The sequence below is a fragment of the Alloalcanivorax marinus genome, from assembly GCF_016785095.1.
Classification (GTDB): Bacteria; Pseudomonadota; Gammaproteobacteria; order Pseudomonadales; family Alcanivoracaceae; genus Alloalcanivorax; species Alloalcanivorax marinus_A.
The window spans coordinates 150,863-167,456 of record NZ_JAEKJB010000015.1 but is presented as its reverse complement, the minus strand read 5'-3'; the positions used below and the strand labels follow the sequence as shown (position 1 = coordinate 167,456).

General features: G+C 65.8%; 13 protein-coding genes. 5 read left to right on the top strand and 8 right to left on the bottom strand.

Annotated features, from left to right (window positions below; genetic code table 11):
• Nucleotides 1–41: 41 nt before the first annotated feature.
• The 7 genes from hslU to JF515_RS18255 all read right to left on the bottom strand — a co-directional run bounded on the left by hslU (nucleotide 42) and on the right by JF515_RS18255 (nucleotide 9,702).
• Nucleotides 42–1,370 carry an ATP-dependent protease ATPase subunit HslU gene (hslU, locus tag JF515_RS18285; protein ID WP_203105887.1) on the bottom strand — a complete coding sequence of 443 codons (1,329 nt, stop codon included), beginning with the start codon at nucleotides 1,368–1,370 and terminating at the stop codon, nucleotides 42–44.
• Nucleotides 1,370–1,909, bottom strand: a complete 540-nt coding sequence (gene hslV / locus JF515_RS18280; RefSeq protein ID WP_203105886.1) for an ATP-dependent protease subunit HslV — start codon at nucleotides 1,907–1,909, stop codon at nucleotides 1,370–1,372. Before hslV ends, hslU begins: the two co-directional genes overlap by 1 nt.
• Nucleotides 1,910–2,198: 289 nt before the next feature.
• The gene (locus tag JF515_RS18275) at nucleotides 2,199–2,831 is read right to left on the bottom strand and encodes an SPOR domain-containing protein (protein WP_203105885.1); all 633 of its coding nucleotides are present in this window, start codon (nucleotides 2,829–2,831) and stop codon (nucleotides 2,199–2,201) included.
• Entirely contained in the window at nucleotides 2,831–4,594 is a 1,764-nt protein-coding gene (argS, locus tag JF515_RS18270; protein WP_203105884.1) for an arginine--tRNA ligase, read from the bottom strand. The genes JF515_RS18275 and argS overlap by 1 nt, the downstream gene beginning before the upstream one ends.
• A gap of 82 nt (nucleotides 4,595–4,676) precedes the next feature.
• On the bottom strand, nucleotides 4,677–5,816 hold the full coding sequence (locus JF515_RS18265; RefSeq protein WP_203105883.1) for an HlyD family secretion protein: 1,140 nt from the start codon (nucleotides 5,814–5,816) through the stop codon (nucleotides 4,677–4,679).
• 33 nt (nucleotides 5,817–5,849) lie between these two features.
• Nucleotides 5,850–7,409, bottom strand: a complete 1,560-nt coding sequence (locus JF515_RS18260) for a DHA2 family efflux MFS transporter permease subunit (RefSeq protein ID WP_203105882.1) — start codon at nucleotides 7,407–7,409, stop codon at nucleotides 5,850–5,852.
• A 106-nt stretch (nucleotides 7,410–7,515) separates the two neighbouring features.
• Nucleotides 7,516–9,702 carry a primosomal protein N' gene (locus tag JF515_RS18255; RefSeq protein ID WP_203105881.1) on the bottom strand — a complete coding sequence of 729 codons (2,187 nt, stop codon included), beginning with the start codon at nucleotides 9,700–9,702 and terminating at the stop codon, nucleotides 7,516–7,518.
• Nucleotides 9,703–9,831: 129 nt separating this feature from the next.
• Between JF515_RS18255 and rpmE the strand changes: the two genes are divergently transcribed.
• Nucleotides 9,832–10,053, top strand: a complete 222-nt coding sequence (gene rpmE / locus JF515_RS18250) for a 50S ribosomal protein L31 (protein ID WP_203105880.1) — start codon at nucleotides 9,832–9,834, stop codon at nucleotides 10,051–10,053.
• Nucleotides 10,054–10,153: 100 nt separating this feature from the next.
• On the top strand, nucleotides 10,154–11,428 hold the full coding sequence (locus tag JF515_RS18245) for a malic enzyme-like NAD(P)-binding protein (RefSeq protein ID WP_203105879.1): 1,275 nt from the start codon (nucleotides 10,154–10,156) through the stop codon (nucleotides 11,426–11,428).
• Nucleotides 11,429–11,520: 92 nt separating this feature from the next.
• Here JF515_RS18245 and JF515_RS18240 read toward each other — a convergent pair whose 3' ends face one another.
• Nucleotides 11,521–14,058, bottom strand: coding sequence for a penicillin-binding protein 1A (locus tag JF515_RS18240; protein ID WP_203105878.1), 2,538 nt, complete (start codon nucleotides 14,056–14,058; stop codon nucleotides 11,521–11,523).
• A 197-nt stretch (nucleotides 14,059–14,255) separates the two neighbouring features.
• On the opposite strand from JF515_RS18240, the gene JF515_RS18235 reads away from it, so the two are divergent.
• The 3 genes from JF515_RS18235 to JF515_RS18225 are packed head-to-tail and all read left to right on the top strand — an operon-like array spanning nucleotide 14,256 to nucleotide 16,593.
• Nucleotides 14,256–15,323, top strand: coding sequence for a type IV pilus assembly protein PilM (locus tag JF515_RS18235; protein ID WP_203105877.1), 1,068 nt, complete (start codon nucleotides 14,256–14,258; stop codon nucleotides 15,321–15,323).
• Nucleotides 15,320–15,907, top strand: coding sequence for a PilN domain-containing protein (locus JF515_RS18230; RefSeq protein WP_203105876.1), 588 nt, complete (start codon nucleotides 15,320–15,322; stop codon nucleotides 15,905–15,907). Before JF515_RS18235 ends, JF515_RS18230 begins: the two co-directional genes overlap by 4 nt.
• Nucleotides 15,904–16,593 (top strand): type 4a pilus biogenesis protein PilO, encoded by a 690-nt coding sequence (locus JF515_RS18225; RefSeq protein WP_203105875.1) that lies wholly within the window; start codon nucleotides 15,904–15,906, stop codon nucleotides 16,591–16,593. Before JF515_RS18230 ends, JF515_RS18225 begins: the two co-directional genes overlap by 4 nt.
• Nucleotide 16,594: the final 1 nt, after the last annotated feature.

Below are 16,594 nucleotides of genomic sequence, written 5' to 3'. Positions count from 1 at the left end.
GCATCCTTCATCCTGTACCCTGTATCGCGCCCAGGGGGTGCTTACAGGATGTAGCGGCTCAGATCCTCGTCGGCGGCCAGTTGGCCCAGGTAGTGGTCCACCGCCTGGGCATCGATCACCAGCGGTTTCTCGTGGTACTGGGTGGCCAGGTCGTCGGCGTCGTAGCTGATCTCCTCGAGCAGCTTCTCCAGCACCGTGTGCAGGCGGCGGGCGCCGATGTTCTCGGTGCGCTCGTTGACCTGCCAGGCCACCTCGGCGACGCGGCGGATGCAGTCGTCGGTGAGCTCCAGTTTGAGCCCTTCGGTGGCCAGCAGCGCCCGGTACTGCTCGGTGAGTGAGCATTTCGGCTCGGTGAGAATGCGCTCGAAATCCTCCGGGGTGAGCGCGTCCAGTTCCACCCGGATCGGCAGGCGGCCCTGCAGCTCCGGAATCAGATCGCTGGGCTTGGACAGATGGAAGGCGCCGGAGGCGATGAACAGGATGTGATCGGTGTGCACCATGCCGTACTTGGTGCTCACCGTGGAGCCTTCGATCAGCGGCAGCAGGTCGCGCTGCACGCCCTCCCGGGACACGTCGGTGCCGCCGGACTCGGCGCGCTTGGCGACCTTGTCGATCTCGTCGATGAAGACGATGCCGTGGTTCTCCACCAGGTCCACCGCCGCCACCTTGAGTTCGTCCTCGTTGACGAAGCGGGCGGCTTCCTCGTCGCGCAGAATGCGCAGGGCATCGCGCACCTTGAGCTTCTGGGATTGCTTGCGGCCATTGCCGCCCATGCGCGAGAACATCTGCTGCAACTGGCTGGTCATTTCCTCCATGCCCGGCGGCGCCATGATCTCCACGCCCTGGGGCGCACTGCTCACTTCCACCTCGATTTCCTTATCGTCCAGCTCGCCTTCGCGCAGTTTCTTGCGGAACACCTGGCGGGTGCTGGAATCGGCGGGCTGTTCGCCCCGGGCGGCGGGCAGCAGGGCATCGAGTACGCGTTCCTCGGCGGCATCCTCGGCCTTGTCCCGGTTGCGCGCTATTTCCTTCTCGCGCAGCAGTTTCACCGCCACTTCCACCAGGTCGCGGATGATCGACTCCACGTCCCGGCCCACGTAGCCCACCTCGGTGAACTTGGTGGCCTCGATTTTCAGGAACGGGGCGTCGGCGAGTCTGGCCAGGCGCCGGGCGATCTCGGTCTTGCCCACCCCGGTGGGGCCGATCATGAGAATGTTCTTGGGCGCCACTTCAGCGCGCATTTCCTCGGGCAGTTGCATGCGGCGCCAGCGATTGCGCAGGGCCAGGGCCACGGCCTTCTTGGCCTCTTCCTGGCCGACGATGTGCCGGTTCAGTTCGCTGACGATCTCGCGGGGAGTCAGGGAGGCCACTATTCAAGCTCCTCGAAGGTGTGATTCTGGTTGGTGTAGATGCAGATGTCGCCGGCGATCCTGAGGCTCTGGGCGACGATGTCCCGGGCCGGCAGCTCGGTGTTGCGCAGCAGCGCGGAGGCCGCCGCCTGGGCGAACGGGCCGCCGGAGCCGATGGCGATCAGGCCGCCTTCCTCCGGTTCCACCACATCGCCGTTGCCGGTGATGATCAGGGAGTTGTCCTTGTCGGCCACCGCCAGCAGGGCTTCCAGACGGCGCAGGGCGCGGTCGGTGCGCCAGTCCTTGGCCAGCTCCACGGCGGCGCGTACCAGGTGGCCCTGGTGTTTCTCCAACTGGCCTTCGAAGCGTTCAAACAGGGTGAAGGCGTCGGCGGTGCCGCCGGCGAACCCGGCGATCACCTTGCCGTGATAGAGGCGTCGTACCTTGCGGGCATTCCCTTTCATGACGGTGTTGCCCAGGGTCACCTGGCCATCGCCGCCGATCACGACGTTGTTGCCGCGCCGCACCGAAACAATGGTTGTGCCGTGATATTGCTCCACGGAGGTCTCCTTTTCTGACGTCAATTCGATGTGTGGGTGGGGGTGGGGAAATTCAAGGTGGTGGGGACGCCAGCGCGCCGGCACGCAACACGCAACACGCAACACGCTAAACCCAGGGCGGAGAGGCTTGGTGTGTTTCCTGGCGGGGCGGAGCGAGGGGCCGGCTATACCTCTTATTCCCGAAAAACACTGCAATCATCCCGGCAGCGGGTTTAGCGTGTTGCGTGCCAGCGTGCCAGCGTGCCAGCGTGCCAGCGTGCCAGCGTGCCAGCGTGCCAGCGTGCCAGCCCTATTCCTTAAGCTGGATCGGCAGGGTCTCCACCCCGTTGGCGGCGAGTTTGTCCTGGGCCCGATGCAGGGCGTTGATGTTGTTGTAGGGGCCGATCATCACCCGGTGCCAGGTGTCGCCGTTCTCCAGCTTAACCGGCTGGATGCGCACGTCGTAGCCCTTGAGGATCAGTTCCGCGCGGCGCCGGTCGGCGTCCTTCTGGTTGCGGAAGCTGCCCGCCTGCAGAACGAAGCGCTGGTCGTGGCGGCCGGCCACCGGGGCGTCGTCGTCCTCGGACGAGGTCGTGGGCCGGGCTTCCTTGACCGGTTTGGACGGGCGTTCCTCGTCGTCGCCCTTGGGCACGATCACTTCCATCTTCGGTAACACCGCGTAGAAATCGAACTTGGGTTCGCTGTCGCCGTCGTCCTTATCGGCCGGCTCGGGCTCCTCGGACCGGGCCGGCGCCGGCGTCTTGTCGGCAGCGCGCGGGCCGTCGCCCTGCTCCATCTGCACGTGGGCCAGATGCACCAGGAAGGCCACGAACAGGCCGGCCACGGCGCCGGTGAACAGCCATACCCAACCCGGGATCTGACGGCGGTTCTGTTGCTTGCCGCTGCGACCGCGGCTGGCGCCACGGCGGGTGTTCTTCGCCATTACATGCGCTCCAGTGGTTCCAGACCCAGCAGGTTCAGGCCGCGCGCCAGGGTACGGGCGGTCAGCGCCGCCAGCTTCAGGCGGCTGGTTTTCAGCGCCTCGTCCTCGGCGGCCAGAATCGGGCAATGCTCATAGAAGGCCGAGAACAGGCCGGCCAGGTCGAACAGGTAGGCGCACAGGAAGTGCGGCTGGCCCTTGGCGGCCACCTGTTCCACCACTTCGCCGAACTGCACCAGACGGGCGGCCAGGGCCTGCTCCGCGTCCTGGTCGAGCCGGAAATCGCCGTTCAGGTCGCCGACCTGGTTCAGGCTCAGGCCCGCCTTGCGGAACACGCTCACCACCCGGGTATAGGCGTACAGCAGGTAGGGGGCGGTGTTGCCCTCGAAGCTGAGCATCTGGTTGAAATCGAAGATGTAGTCGCTGGTGCGGTTCTTGCTGAGGTCGGCGTATTTCACCGCGCCGATGCCCACCGCCCGGGCGATGGCGCGGGCCTCGTCCTCGCCCAGGTCGCCATTCTTGGACTTCACCAGGTCGTAGGCGCGCTGTTCCGCCTCGTCGAGCAGATCGATCAGCTTCACGGTGCCGCCGTCGCGGGTCTTGAAGGGGCGACCATCGGGGCCGTTCATGGTGCCGAAGCCAAGATGCTCCAGGGCCACATGATCGTCGACGAAACCGGCCTTGCGGGCTACCGCGAAGATCTGCTGAAAATGCAGCGCCTGGCGCTGATCCACGAAGTACAGCAGCCGGTCGCCGCCCAGGGTGTTGGCGCGATAGCGCACGGCGGCCAGGTCGGTGGTGGCGTACAGATAGCCGCCGCCGGCTTTTTGCACGATCACCGGCAGCGGGTCGCCGTCCTTGTTCTTGAACTCGTCCAGGAACACGCAGCGCGCGCCCTGATCCTCGGTGAGCAGGCCGGCGGCGTCCAGGTCGGCCACCACCTTGGGCAGATCGTCGTTGTAGGCGCTTTCGCCGCGCACATCGTCCGGTCCCAGTCGCACGCCCAGGCGCTCATAGACGGCGAAGCAGTGGCTCAGCGACACCTGGTTGAATTCCCGCCACAGCTTCAGGCAGTAGTCGTCGCCGGATTGCAGCTTGACCACCAGGGCGCGGGCGCGGTCGGCGAATTCATCGGATTCGTCGAATCGCTTCTTGGCGGCCCGGTAGAAATTTTCCAGGTCGGACAGCTCGCGGCTCAGAGCCTGGTCGCCATCCTCGTCCTTGCGCTCCTCCAGGTAGGCCAACAGCATGCCGAACTGGGTGCCCCAGTCGCCCACGTGGTTCTGCGCCACCACCTTGTGGCCGAGGAAATCCAGGGTGCGCGCCACGGCGTCGCCGATGATGGTGGAGCGCAGGTGGCCGACGTGCATTTCCTTGGCCAGGTTCGGCGAGGAGTAGTCGAGCACCACGGTCTGGGTGCGCGCCGGGCGCGGCACCGCCAGGTGCGCGTCGGCGAGGGCGGCTTCCAGTTGATCGGTGAGCCAGCTCTCCGCCTGGAAGAAGTTGATGAAGCCAGGGCCGGCGATGTCCACCCTGGCCACCGCCCGATCCTCGGGCAGGGCATCCACCAGGGCCTGGGCCAGGTCGCGGGGCTTCATGCCCGCCGGCTTGGCCAGCATCAGTGCGATGTTGGTGGCGAAATCGCCGTGGCTTTTGTCCTTGGTGCGATCGATCTGCACCGGCCGCCGCGCGTCGGCGGGCAGAGTGCCGTTGGCGGTCAGGCTTTCCAGCGCTTGCTCGATCAGGGCGACAAGACGGTCTTTCATGTTGTTCCGGGGCCATGGATTGGGCCGCCGATTGTACGGCAAAGCGCAGCGGAATGCCGCCCCCGGGGGCGGCATCCGGGCCTCAGCCGCCGCTCACGTCGATGTCCACCTCCACCATCATCCCCGGGCCGATGCGTTCCAGCGGGCCATCGGTGATGGCGATGCGCACGGGGATGCGCTGGGTGATCTTGGTGAAGTTGCCGGACGGGTTCGGGTCGGGCAGCAGCGCGAACTGGCTGGTGGCGGCGCGGCCGACGATGCGCACTTCGCCGGCGAAGTGCTGGTCCGGGTAGGCGTCCACGGTGATCGCCACCGGCTGGCCCGGGCGCAGCTCGCCGATGTCGGTTTCCTTGATGTTGGCCTCCACCCACAGGTCGTCCGGGTCGTGCATCATCAGCAGCGGCTGCCCGGCGCTCACGTATTCGCCCTGGTCCACCAGGGTCTTGTTGACCACCCCGCCAATCGGGCTGGGGACCTGAAGGTCACGCAGGCGTACCTGCTCCTCTTCCAGGTCCGCGCGCGCCCGGGCGAGTTCGTTTTCCGCCACCTTAATGCGTGATCGCATCACTTCCGGCGGTGGCAGCGGCACCTGGACGCCGTTCAGGAAGCCCACATGGGCGTTGTCGGCCTGGGACTGACTCACCGCCACTTCCTGCTTGGCACGTTGATACTCGGCGCGGGCGGTTTGATAGGCGTAATAGTCCTGGTCGCGGCGCTGTTTGGAGATGGAGCCCTTCTTATACAGCGCCTCGGTGCGTTTGTAGTCCTCCCGGGCGCTGGTCAGGCGTGAGCGGGCGGCTTCCTCGGCGGCCTTGGCGGAGTCCAGTTCCTGGCTGGTGATGGTCAGGCCGCCCTCGAATTGCCGCTGGCCCAGCTCCAGCCGGGTGCGCTCGTAGTCGAGCCTGGCCTGCACGGTGGCGACCTCGGCTTCCAGGGAGGCCAGGCGCCGTTGTTCCGGCTCGCTGTACAGGCGCGCCACGGTGTCGCCTTTGGCGAGCCGGTCGCCTTCGGTGATGGTGAAATCGGTGACCCAGCCATCCAGGCGGCTGCTCACCGTGACCTGGCTGGCCATGATCCGCGCGTCCTGGGCGCTCACATGGGTGAGGCGGTGAACGATGGCGAACGCCATCCATACCAGGCATAGCAGCACCAGGAGCGCCAGGGCGGTGAGCTTGAGTCGCCGTGACGGGCGACGAGGTGAAGCGGAGGTGGACGAAGTCATGGTGCAATCCTTGATTCGGTCACGTGAATAAGTTCATCGGGCGTGGGCGGGCCGCCGGCCCAGGCGGCTTAGTACCAGGGAGGGGATCGCCACCACCACCAGGCTGGCGACCAGAACCCAGAAGCCGTCCTGGTAGGCCAGGATCGAGGCCCAGATGGTTTCCATCCGGCCCATCAGATGGCCGGCGATGGCGCCCTGCTGGGTGGCCGGAATGCCCAACCGGTCGGCCAGCTCGGCGAGCTGCCCCAGTTGCTGTTGGGCGAGGCTGTTGCCGGCGTGCACCCCGGCGTTGAGGTGCTGGCCATGGCTGGCGGTACGCCGGTCCAGCAGGATCACCAGGGCGGCGGTGCCCATGGCGCCGCCCAGTTGCATGGCGAAGTTGATGGCGCCGGAGCCGTGGCCGGTGAGTCGGGGCGGCAGCGCGGCGATGGACTTGGACAGGGTTGGCGGCGGAAAGGCCGCCATGCCGATGGACAGCACCGCCATCGCCACGGCCAGATAGTTGAAGCTGGTGTTCCAGTCCATGTGCGTCATCAGCCACACCGCCGCCAGGGTGCAGGCCAGCCCCGGCAGGGTGATCCAGTGCGGCGGATAGCGGTCGCTGAGCCGGCCCACCATGGGCACCAGCACCGCCAGTACCGCGGTGGAAGGCAGGAAGATCTGCCCGGCGGAGATCGGGCTGTAGTGAAGGATCGACTGCACGAACTGGGGCAGCAGGTACATGATGCCGTAGAAGGTCCCGCCGAACAGGAACATGGCCAGGGTACCGGTGACGAACACCCGGTTGCGGAAGATCGCCAGGTCCAGCAGCGGGTGGGCGGTGCGTTTTTGCCAGACAATGAAGGCGGTGCCGCAGGACAGGCCCGCCAGCAGCAGGATCGGGACGCGCGGATCGTCCCAGCCCCAGCGCTGGCCATTGGACAATGCCGCCAGCACCGTGAACACGGCGGTGAACAGCAGCACCACGCCGGCCCAGTCGAATGGTGACCGGGGGCCTTTTTGTTCGCGGCCGGGCAGGAAGAAGAAGCCCATCACCACCGCCGCCACGCAGATTGGCAGGGTGATAAAGAACACATAGCGCCAGGTGAAGTGCTCCACCAGCCAGCCGCCGATCACCGTGGCCAGGGTCAGTGGCAGGCCCAGGCACATGCCGTACATGGCGGTGGCCATGCCCCGGTTCTGCGGCGGGTAGGCGGCGAACAGGGCTTCCATGGCCACCGGCCGGATCAGCCCGGTCATGCCGCCCTGGATGACCCGGGCGGCGATCAGCATGGCCATGCTCTGGCCCAGGCCGCCCAGGAAGGAGGCGGCGATGAACACCATCAGCAGGCCCATGAACGTGGCGCGCTGGCCCACCGCCGACACCAGCCAGGGGGCGATCAGCAGGGAGACGGTGGTGGAGGCGAGGAAGCCGGTGGACAGCCACTGCACCTGGCTGTCGCTCATGCCGAAGGCGCCCTTTATATAAGGTATGGCCACGTTGACGATGGTGATCGACATGCCCAGCGCCACCAGGCCGAGCATCACGGTGAGGGTGACCCAGATTCGATAACGGGTGCCGTAGCGGTCGAACAGGGCGTCGACCTGGCTCATGCAGCTCTCCTGGCCGGGAATGAAAGCGCCGGGGCGCTTGGGAAGGCGGCCATTTTAGTCAAGTTGCATGACTTATTGCCATCGCTATTTTCGATGGCGGCCAGGGTCAGAGCAGATCGATGGGGTCCACGTCCAGGTGCCAGCGGCAGCGCCGGCCCGAGGGCAGTGACCGGGCCAGGGGCATGAGGGCATCCAGCAGGCCATGCAGGGCGGGGCGGCTGGCGCTTTGCACCAGCAACTGGGCGCGGTAGCGTCCGGCCCGTTTTTCCATGGGCGCGGGCACCGGCCCGAGCACGTGGGCGCCGGCCACTTGCGGTAGTTGGGCGGTGCATTCCTCCAGGAAGCCCATGGCCTGTTCCATGGTCATCGCCTCGCAGCGCAGCAGGGCCAGGTGGCCGAACGGCGGCAGGCCGGCGCCGCGCCGCTCCTCGAGCAGGGTGTCGGCGAGGGCGTGATAGTCGCCGGCGGCGGCCAGGCGCACCAGGTTATGGTCGCCGTGGCGACTTTGCATCAGTACCCGGCCGGGGCGATCCTGACGACCGCTGCGGCCGGCCACCTGCAACAGCAACTGGGCGGCCTGCTCCGGCCCTCGGAAGTCGGCGCTGAGAAAGCCGGCGTCCATGTTCATGATCACCGCCAGACTCAGGCGCGGGAAATGATGGCCTTTTGCCAGCATCTGGGTGCCCACCAGCACCGCCGGCTCGCCTTTCTGGATCTGCGCCAGCTTGGCGTCCAGGCTGCCCTTGCGACGGGTGGTGTCGCGGTCGATGCGTACCACCGGCGCGTCGCAGTGCTCGGCGAGCAGGCTCTCCAGCTTTTCCGTGCCGGCGCCGGCGTCGGTGAGGTTGGTGGAACCGCAGTGGCCGCATCGTTGCGGCACCCGGTGCTGGTGGCCGCAATGGTGGCAGCGTAGTTGGTGCTCGCTGCGGTGCCAGGTCATCAGGCTGTCGCAGCGCGGGCATTCGTCCTGCCAGCCGCAGTCGCGGCACAGGATCACCGGCGCGAAGCCGCGCCGGTTCAGGAACACCAGGGCCTGCTCGCCACGGGCCAGGGTTTCGGTGATCGCCTTAAGGGCGGTGGGCAGCAGTGGCTGGTCCGGGGGAGTGTCGCGGGCGTCCAGCAGCTCGATGGGCGGCGCGCCGGCGCCGCCGGCCCGCTGGCGCAGGCGCAGCCAGTGGTAGCGGCCGTCGCGGGCCAACTGCAGGGTTTCCAGGGCCGGGGTGGCGCTGCCGTGGACCACCGGCACCGCCAGTTGCTGGGCGCGCCAGGTAGCCAGGTCGCGGGCGTGGTAACGAAAGCCGTCCTGTTGTTTCAGGGAGGCGTCGTGGGCTTCGTCGACGATGATCAGGCCCGGGCGCGCCAGGGGAGTGAACACCGCCGAGCGGGTGCCGATGAGAATGCGCGCGTGACCGTCCCGGGCCGCCACCCAGGCGTCCAGCCGTTCGCGATCGGTGAGGCCGGAATGCAACACCGTCACCGGCACCGCGAAGCGTTGGCGGAAACGGCGCAGGGTCTGTGGGGTGAGGCCGATTTCCGGCACCAGCACCAGTACCTGTTTGCCGGCGGCCAGAACCGGCGCCATCGCCTGCAGGTAGACCTCGGTCTTGCCGCTGCCGGTGACGCCGTCGAGCAGGAATGGCTGAAAACCCTCCGCGGCGATGATTGCCTCGATGGCGGCCCGTTGCTCGGCATTGGCCCGCAGGGCCGGTTCGGCGCGGACTTCGTCCACCTCCGGCGGTGGCGCCTCGGCCACCTCCACCCGTTCCACCCACACCTTGTCGCGCAGGGCCTGCAGGGCCGGTCGTGATACCGACAGCGCTTCCAGCATGGCGGGGGTCAGGCCGCGCGGGTGCTCGCCGAGCAGCTCCAGGGCCTGGCGCTGGCGTGGTGCCCGCGCCAGACGTTCCGGGTCCACGTGGCGACCCCGGTCGGTGAGGCGCCAGCGCACCTCGCCGCCGGCGCGGGCCGGCTGGCCCTGACGCAACAGCGCCGGCAGCACGAAGTTGAGCACCTCGCCCAGGGGATGGTGGTAGTAACGGGCGGCCCGTTCGCACAGGGCATACAGGGCCGGGTCGATGACCGGCTCGTCGTCGAGCACCTGTTTGACGGTTTTGAGCTGTTTCAGCTCGCTGGGTTGGTGGTCATGAACCAGCCCCACCAGGGTACGGCGACCGAACGGCACTTCCACGCGGCAACCGCGGGCGGGCGCCGCGACGCCGGGGGGAAGACGGTAGTCGAAACAGCCGGGGAGGGGGACCGGCAGGGCGACCTGTACAACGGATGGAGACGGCACGGGGAGCGGTCCGGTTATCTCTTGCGCATCGGTGTCAAGCTGTTATGATTCGCCTTCACTTTTGCCCGGCGCAAGCCAGTGTGGTGCCCGACGATCGGCTCGGGTAGCGACACCCGAAGGAGCTTTGCTATGAAACCAGAGATTCATCCCGATTACCAGGACGTGTCCATTACCTGCAGCTGTGGGAACGTGATCGAAACCCGGTCCACCCGTGGCGGCAGCTATGAAGTGGACGTGTGCTCCGCCTGCCACCCCTTCTACACCGGCAAGCAGAAGCAGGCCGACAGCGGTGGCCAGATCGACAAGTTCAAGCAGCGTTTCGGCATGATGCGCTCAGGCAAGAATCAGTAACGACTATAAAGCGCTTCGTCTTGCCTGTGAAAAGCACCCGCCAGGGTGCTTTTTACTTTTCAAAGTCTGTTTTTGTTATTGAGTGTTTGTGGAGACCCCCATGTCCGAGGATCTGAAAAAGGCGGCCCTGGAATATCACGCCAAACCGCGTCCGGGGAAGATCAGCGTTGAGGTGACCAAGCCGGCGGCGACCAGCCGCGACCTCAGCCTGGCATACAGCCCCGGGGTGGCGGAGCCGGTGCGCGAGATCGCGCGCGAACCGGAACTGGCCTACCGGTTCACGTCCAAGGGCAATCTGGTGGCGGTGATCAGCGACGGCAGCGCGATTCTCGGCCTGGGCAATCTGGGGGCGCTGGCCTCCAAGCCGGTGATGGAAGGCAAGGGCATCCTGTTCAAGCTGTTCGCCGGTATCGACGTGTTCGATATCGAGGTGGACGCCGAGGACCCGCAGGCGTTCATCGACACCGTGATGCGCATTCACCGCACCTTCGGCGGCATCAATCTGGAAGACATCCGCGCGCCGGAATGCTTCGAGATCGAGCGTGTGCTCAAGGAGCAGTGCGACGTGCCGGTGTTCCACGATGACCAGCACGGCACCGCCATCGTGGTCGGCGCCGGTCTGCTCAACGCCCTGGAGATCCAGGGTAAGCGCATCCAGGACATCAAGGTGGTGTGCGTGGGTGCCGGTGCCGCCGGCGTCGCCTCCGTGCGGTTGCTGATCGAAATGGGCGCGCGCAAGGAAAACATCCTGGTGCTGGATCGCAAGGGCGTGATCCACAGCCGCCGTGACGACCTCAATCAGTACAAGGCGGCGCTGGCCAACGACACCGACAAGCGCACCCTGGACGACGCCGTGGACGGCGCGGACGTGTTCATTGGCGTGTCCGGCCCGGACATGCTGACCTCGGAAATGGTCAAGAAGATGGCGCCCAAGCCGATCATCTTCGCCCTGGCCAACCCGGACCCGGAGATCCGCCCGGAGGTGGCCAAGGCGGCCCGCGCCGACGCGATCATCGCCACTGGCCGCTCGGACTACCCGAACCAGGTGAACAACGTGCTGTGTTTCCCGTACATGTTCCGGGGCGCCCTGGACGTGCGCTCCACGTCCATCAACGAGGAAATGAAGATCGCCGCCGTGCACGCCATCGCCGAGCTGGTGCGCGAGGCGCCGCCCAAGGAGGTGCTGGACGCTTACGGCGGCGGCGAGCTGAAATTCGGCGCCGACTACATCATTCCCAAGCCCAACGATCCGCGCCTGCTGGGGCGGGTGACCGCGGCGGTGGCCAACGCGGCGGTGGAATCCGGCGTGGCCCGCAAGGGCTACCCGTCCCATTACCCGCTCAATTCGCTGGATGAGATCTTCCCGGAACTCTGAAGCGCGCTGTTCTTCTCGCCCCACGGAAAAGGCCGGCATTCGCCGGCCTTTTTTGTTCGCGGCTGAAGCCGCGATGGACGTGGCCCGTTGCTTTAGAAAATCTGCTCGGGGCTGCGGCCATCATTGCTGTGGGGGGCTTCCAGTTCCGGCACATTGTCGCGGCGGAAGTATTCGAAGATGGCGTCATCGTTCTCCGGGCGGGCGCGCAGGCCGCTTTCCGGATCAATGCGCACGGACACCACGCCCGGCGGCTGCGGCGGATGCTGTTCGGGCACGCCGTCCAGGGCCTTGCCCATGTAGTCGATCCAGATTGGCAGGGCGGCACGGCCGCCATACTCACCCCAGCCCAGGGTGGCGGGGTTGTCGAAGCCCACCCAGACGGTGGCCACCAGGGCCGGCGAGAAGCCGGAGAACCAGGCATCCACCTGATCATTGGTGGTGCCGGTCTTACCGTGCAGGTCGTCGCGGCCCAGGCGGCGCGCATCACGACCGGTGCCGCGCACCACCACGTCGTGGAGGATGGAGTTCATCAACCAGACCACATCGGCGTCGATCACCCGGGGCGCCTTCACGGGGGGCGGTTGAACGAAGCGGCCCTCGTCGTCGGAATCCGGTGTGCTCTCCGGCACGCTGTCGGTGTCGGCGACCACGGCGCAGGGCGCCTCGCACATCTCCACCTCGGGTGCCTTCCACAGCACCTTGCCGTTCTTATCCTCGATGCGTTCCACGAAGAACGGCTGTACCCGGTAGCCGCCGTTGGCGAAGATCGCATAGGCGGTGGCCACCTCCAGCGGGGTCAGGGAGGCGCTGCCCAGGGCCAGGGACAGATCGCGCTGGAAGGTTTCTGTCGGCAGGCCGAACCGGTCCAGGGTATTCATGGTCTGGCTGATGCCCATTTGCCGCAGAATACGGATGGAGACCAGGTTAAGGGAGCGGTACAGCGCTTCGCGCAGCCGCGTCGGGCCGTAGAAACGGTCGCTGGCGCCGGTGGGGCGCCAGGCCTCGTCCAAGTTGCTGTCGTCGAACACCACCGGGGCGTCATTGATGATGGTGGCCGGCGTGAAGCCGTTCTCCAGGGCCGCGGTATAGACGAAGGGCTTGAAGGCGGAGCCTACCTGCCGGCGTGCCTGGGTGGCCCGGTTGAACTTGGAGGCATAGAAGCTGTAGCCGCCCTGCAGGGCGCGTACCGCGCCGCTGTCCGGGTCCACGGACACGATCGCCGACTGGGCCGTGGGTAATTGCGCCAGGCGCCAGTGTGAGTTCTCGCCGGCGCCCACCGGGCGCACGTAAATAATGTCGCCGGGGTTCAGCACATCGGCGGCCTGGTTCGGTGCTTCGCCCACATACCCCTTGCGCAGCGCCGGCTTGGCCCAGCGCAGGTCGTCCCAGTCGAGCAGCGCCTGCTTGCCGTCGGCCAGCAGCACGGCGGCCTGTCGTTCTCGCAGCTCGGTGACCACGGCGGTGCGTAGCGGCCCATAGCTGGTCTGGTCGCGGAAGGTGTCCACCCAGGCGGCGCGGTCGTCGTCGAGGGTGTCCGTGGGGTCCGGCTCGGTTTCCTCGGCCAGCTCCGGTTCCGGCTGATCCTGGTCCGGCGCCGCCTCGGTGTCCTCGGGTTGCGGCCAGCCCAGTTCCGGTAGCCCGCCGGTGTCCACCCGGCCCAGCGGGCCCCGGTAGCCATGGCGTTCGTCATAGGCGTGCAGGCCCTGGCGCAGGGCGGTGACGGCGGCATTCTGGCGGTCGGCATCCAGGGTGGTATAGATGCGCACCCCTTCGGTATAGATGTCCTGGTCGACCAGGTCTTCCGCGGCCAGGCGCGCGATCTCGCCGGCATAGGCACCTTCCACTTCGGGACGGGCGGCGTGGTAGCGGGCGGTCACCGGCGCCTGGCGGGCGCTTTCCATCTGCTCCTCGCTGATCGCGCCGACGCTCACCATGCGCTGCAGAATCCAGTTGCGGCGCACCAGGGCGCGTTCCGGGTTGGTGATCGGGTTGTAGGCGGAAGGGGCCTTGGGCAGGCCGGCGATCATCGCCCACTGCGCCAGCGACAGCTCGCCGATCGGCTTGCCGTAGTAGACCTGGGCGGCGGCTTCGGCGCCGTAGGCCCGGTGGCCCAGGTAGATTTTGTTCAGGTACAGCTCAAGGATCTCTTCCTTGCTCAGGATGCGCTCGATCTGGATCGCCAGAACGATCTCGTTGAACTTGCGCAGGAAGCGTTGCTCCCGGTCGAGGAAGAAGTTGCGCGCCACCTGCATGGTGATGGTGGAGCCGCCGGAGCGGATCTCATGGTAGCGCACCAGCTCCACGGCGGCGCGCAGCAAGCCCTTGGGGTCGACACCGGGGTGTTCGAAGAAGCGGTCGTCCTCGGCGGCCAGCACCGCCCTGACGAATAATGGCGGCAACTCCTCGTAGGTGACCGGTTCCCGGCGTTTCTCGCCGTATTCGGCGAGCAGCTTGCCGTCGTCGGTGTAGATTCGAAGCGGGATCTGATACTCCACTTCACGGATGGCGCCGGCGGCGGGAAGCTGCGGGGCCAGATAGAGATAACAGGCGGCGAGGACCAGGAGGCCGCCGGCGATGGCGGCGAGCGCGAGCAGCGCGAGGGCCCGGATCCAGGAGACGGTCAAACGCATATTGTTGCAATTGCTCCGGCGATCGGAAGAAAGGCCTAGCAGACCCGTGAAGCAGGTCATTATACGGTGGAAAGGTTGTTGTGATCTAATATCCGTTCTGTTATTACTAATTTCTAAAGTGGTTAGGCATAAAAACCACGTAACTACATATTTTTGAAGCAAAAAAGCCTTCATTACAAACACACGGGACGACGACTGTGCTGCCTTTTCTCAGAAAAAAGGCCCAGACACTGCTGGGGATCGACATCAGTTCCACCGCCGTCAAATTGCTGGAGCTCTCCAGGGCGGGGAACCGGTACAAGGTAGAAAGCTATGGCGTCGAACCGTTGCCGGCCAACGCCGTGGTGGAAAAGAACATCAACGACGTGGAGGGCGTCGGGGATGTGGTTGCCCGCCTGGTGGGACACACCCGGCCGGGGGTGAAAACCGCCGCCGTGGCGGTGCCTGGCTCCGCCACCATCACCAAGACCATCGAAATGGACGCCTCGCTCAGCGAGGACGACATGGAGACCCAGTTGCGGGTGGAGGCGGATCAGTACATTCCCTTCCCGCTCGACGAAGTACGCATGGATTTCCAGGTGCTGGGCCCGGTGCAGGACAATCCGGAGCGGGCCGAGGTGCTGGTGGTGGCGTCGCGCACCGAGAACGTGGAGATGCGCGCCGACGCCCTGGAAATCGGCGGCCTGCAGCCGAAGGTGGTGGACGTGGAAGCCTACGCCATGGAGCGCACCTTCCAGATGCTTCTGCCTACCCTGCCCAACGCCGAGGAACTGAACACCGTGGCGGTGTTCGACATCGGCGCCACCATGACCACCCTCAACGTCTTTCATGAAGGCCGCAGTGTCTACACCCGTGAGCAACTGTTCGGCGGCAAGCAGCTCACCGAGGAAATTCAGCGCCGCTACGGGATCTCCATGGAGGAGGCCGGGCTGGCCAAGAAAACCGGGGAGTTGCCGGAGGATTACGAGTCCGAGGTGTTGCGCCCGTTCAAGGACGCCATCGTGCAGCAGATCAATCGCTCGCTGCAGTTTTTCTACGGCTCCACCCAGTTCAATGAAGTCGATTACATCCTGCTGGCGGGCGGCTCCGCCTCGATCCAGGGGCTCCCTGAACTGATTCAGGACAAGGTCGGTACCGGCTGCTCCCTGGCCGACCCGTTCGCCGACATGGCGCTGGCCAACAAGGTCAACGCGAGAGCCCTGGCGAACGATGCCTCGGCTCTGATGATCGCCTGCGGACTGGCGCTGAGGAGCTTCGAACAATGACCACCACCATCAACCTCCTCCCGTGGCGGGAAGAACGGCGCAAGCAGAAAAAGAATGAATTCGTGGCCATGCTGATCTTCGCGGCGATCATCGCCGGGCTGATTTTCTGGCTTTGGAAGGGCATGGTGGAAGGGCAGATCGCCGACCAGCAGAGCCGCAACAACCATATTCAGAGCGCCATCGCCAAGCTGGACACCCAGATCAAGGAAATCAAGGAACTGCAGCGCCGCCGTGACGAGCTGGTGGCGCGCATGAAGGTAATCCAGGAGTTGCAGGGCAACCGGCCGACCATCGTTTACGTGTTTGACCAGATGGTGCGCACCCTGCCCGACGGCGTCTACTACACCATGGTGGAGCGCCGAGGGAACAGCTATACCATCGAGGGGGTGGCGGAATCCAACAACCGCATTTCCCGGCTGATGCGCAACCTGGACGCCTCGGACTGGTTCGTCGAGCCCAACCTGCTCAACGTGCGGGCGCTGAACCCGGACGATCGCGCCGAGGGCGAGCAGGCCAACAGTTTCGTGCTCACCGTCAAGCAAGGCTCGCCGCGTAGCGAGGAAGAAGAGGAGGCCGCGCGATGAAAGCGTCCGAGCTGAAAAACCTCGACGTCCGGGAATTGATCGACGAGCTCAACAGTCTTGATTTCGAGAACGTGGGTGGCTGGCCGCTGCCGGTGAAGATCGGCGCCGCCATTCTGGTGTTCGGCATCATTGTGTTGCTGGGCTATTTTCTCAGCATCAAGGACCTGAACAGCCGCCACGCGCAACTGGAGCGTGAGGAGACCTCGCTGCTCGACAGCTATGAAAAGAAGGCCTTCCAGGCCCACAACCTGGATCAGTACCGGCAGCAACTGGTGGAAATGGAGGCCCGCTTCGAAACATTGAAGAGCCAGCTGCCGCGGGATACCGAGGTGCCTGGTCTGCTCGAGGACATTACCCACACCGGGCTCGGTAGCGGGCTGGAGTTTGAAACCATCGCGCTCAAGGACGAGGTGAAGAAGGAGTTCTACGCCGAGCTGCCCATCGATATTCAGGTGGTCGGCGATTATCACGGCTTCGGCTCCTTCGTTTCCGGGGTGGCGGCCCTGCCACGTATCGTCACCCTGCACGATTTCAAGATCACGCCGGTGAAGGACGAGAGCAGCGCGTCCGGCGCGCTGCTGGACATGGCGATCACGGCCAAGACCTACCGTTACGCGGAAGGCGGGGACAACAGCGACGGCGACAACAAGGGCAAGAACAAAGGCAAGAAGGGCGGTCGCTCCTGAG

Excerpts from the sequence above, each read along its gene's own strand:
- JF515_RS18275 (WP_203105885.1), bottom strand. The coding sequence starts at position 2,831 with ATGGCGAAGAACACCCGCCGTGGCGCCAGCCGCGGTCGCAGCGGCAAG.
- argS (WP_203105884.1), bottom strand. The coding sequence starts at position 4,594 with ATGAAAGACCGTCTTGTCGCCCTGATCGAGCAAGCGCTGGAAAGCCTG.
- JF515_RS18265 (WP_203105883.1), bottom strand. The coding sequence starts at position 5,816 with ATGACTTCGTCCACCTCCGCTTCACCTCGTCGCCCGTCACGGCGACTC.
- JF515_RS18260 (WP_203105882.1), bottom strand. The coding sequence starts at position 7,409 with ATGAGCCAGGTCGACGCCCTGTTCGACCGCTACGGCACCCGTTATCGA.
- rpmE (WP_203105880.1), top strand. The coding sequence starts at position 9,832 with ATGAAACCAGAGATTCATCCCGATTACCAGGACGTGTCCATTACCTGC.
- JF515_RS18245 (WP_203105879.1), top strand. The coding sequence starts at position 10,154 with ATGTCCGAGGATCTGAAAAAGGCGGCCCTGGAATATCACGCCAAACCG.
- JF515_RS18240 (WP_203105878.1), bottom strand. The coding sequence starts at position 14,058 with ATGCGTTTGACCGTCTCCTGGATCCGGGCCCTCGCGCTGCTCGCGCTC.
- JF515_RS18230 (WP_203105876.1), top strand. The coding sequence starts at position 15,320 with ATGACCACCACCATCAACCTCCTCCCGTGGCGGGAAGAACGGCGCAAG.
- JF515_RS18225 (WP_203105875.1), top strand. The coding sequence starts at position 15,904 with ATGAAAGCGTCCGAGCTGAAAAACCTCGACGTCCGGGAATTGATCGAC.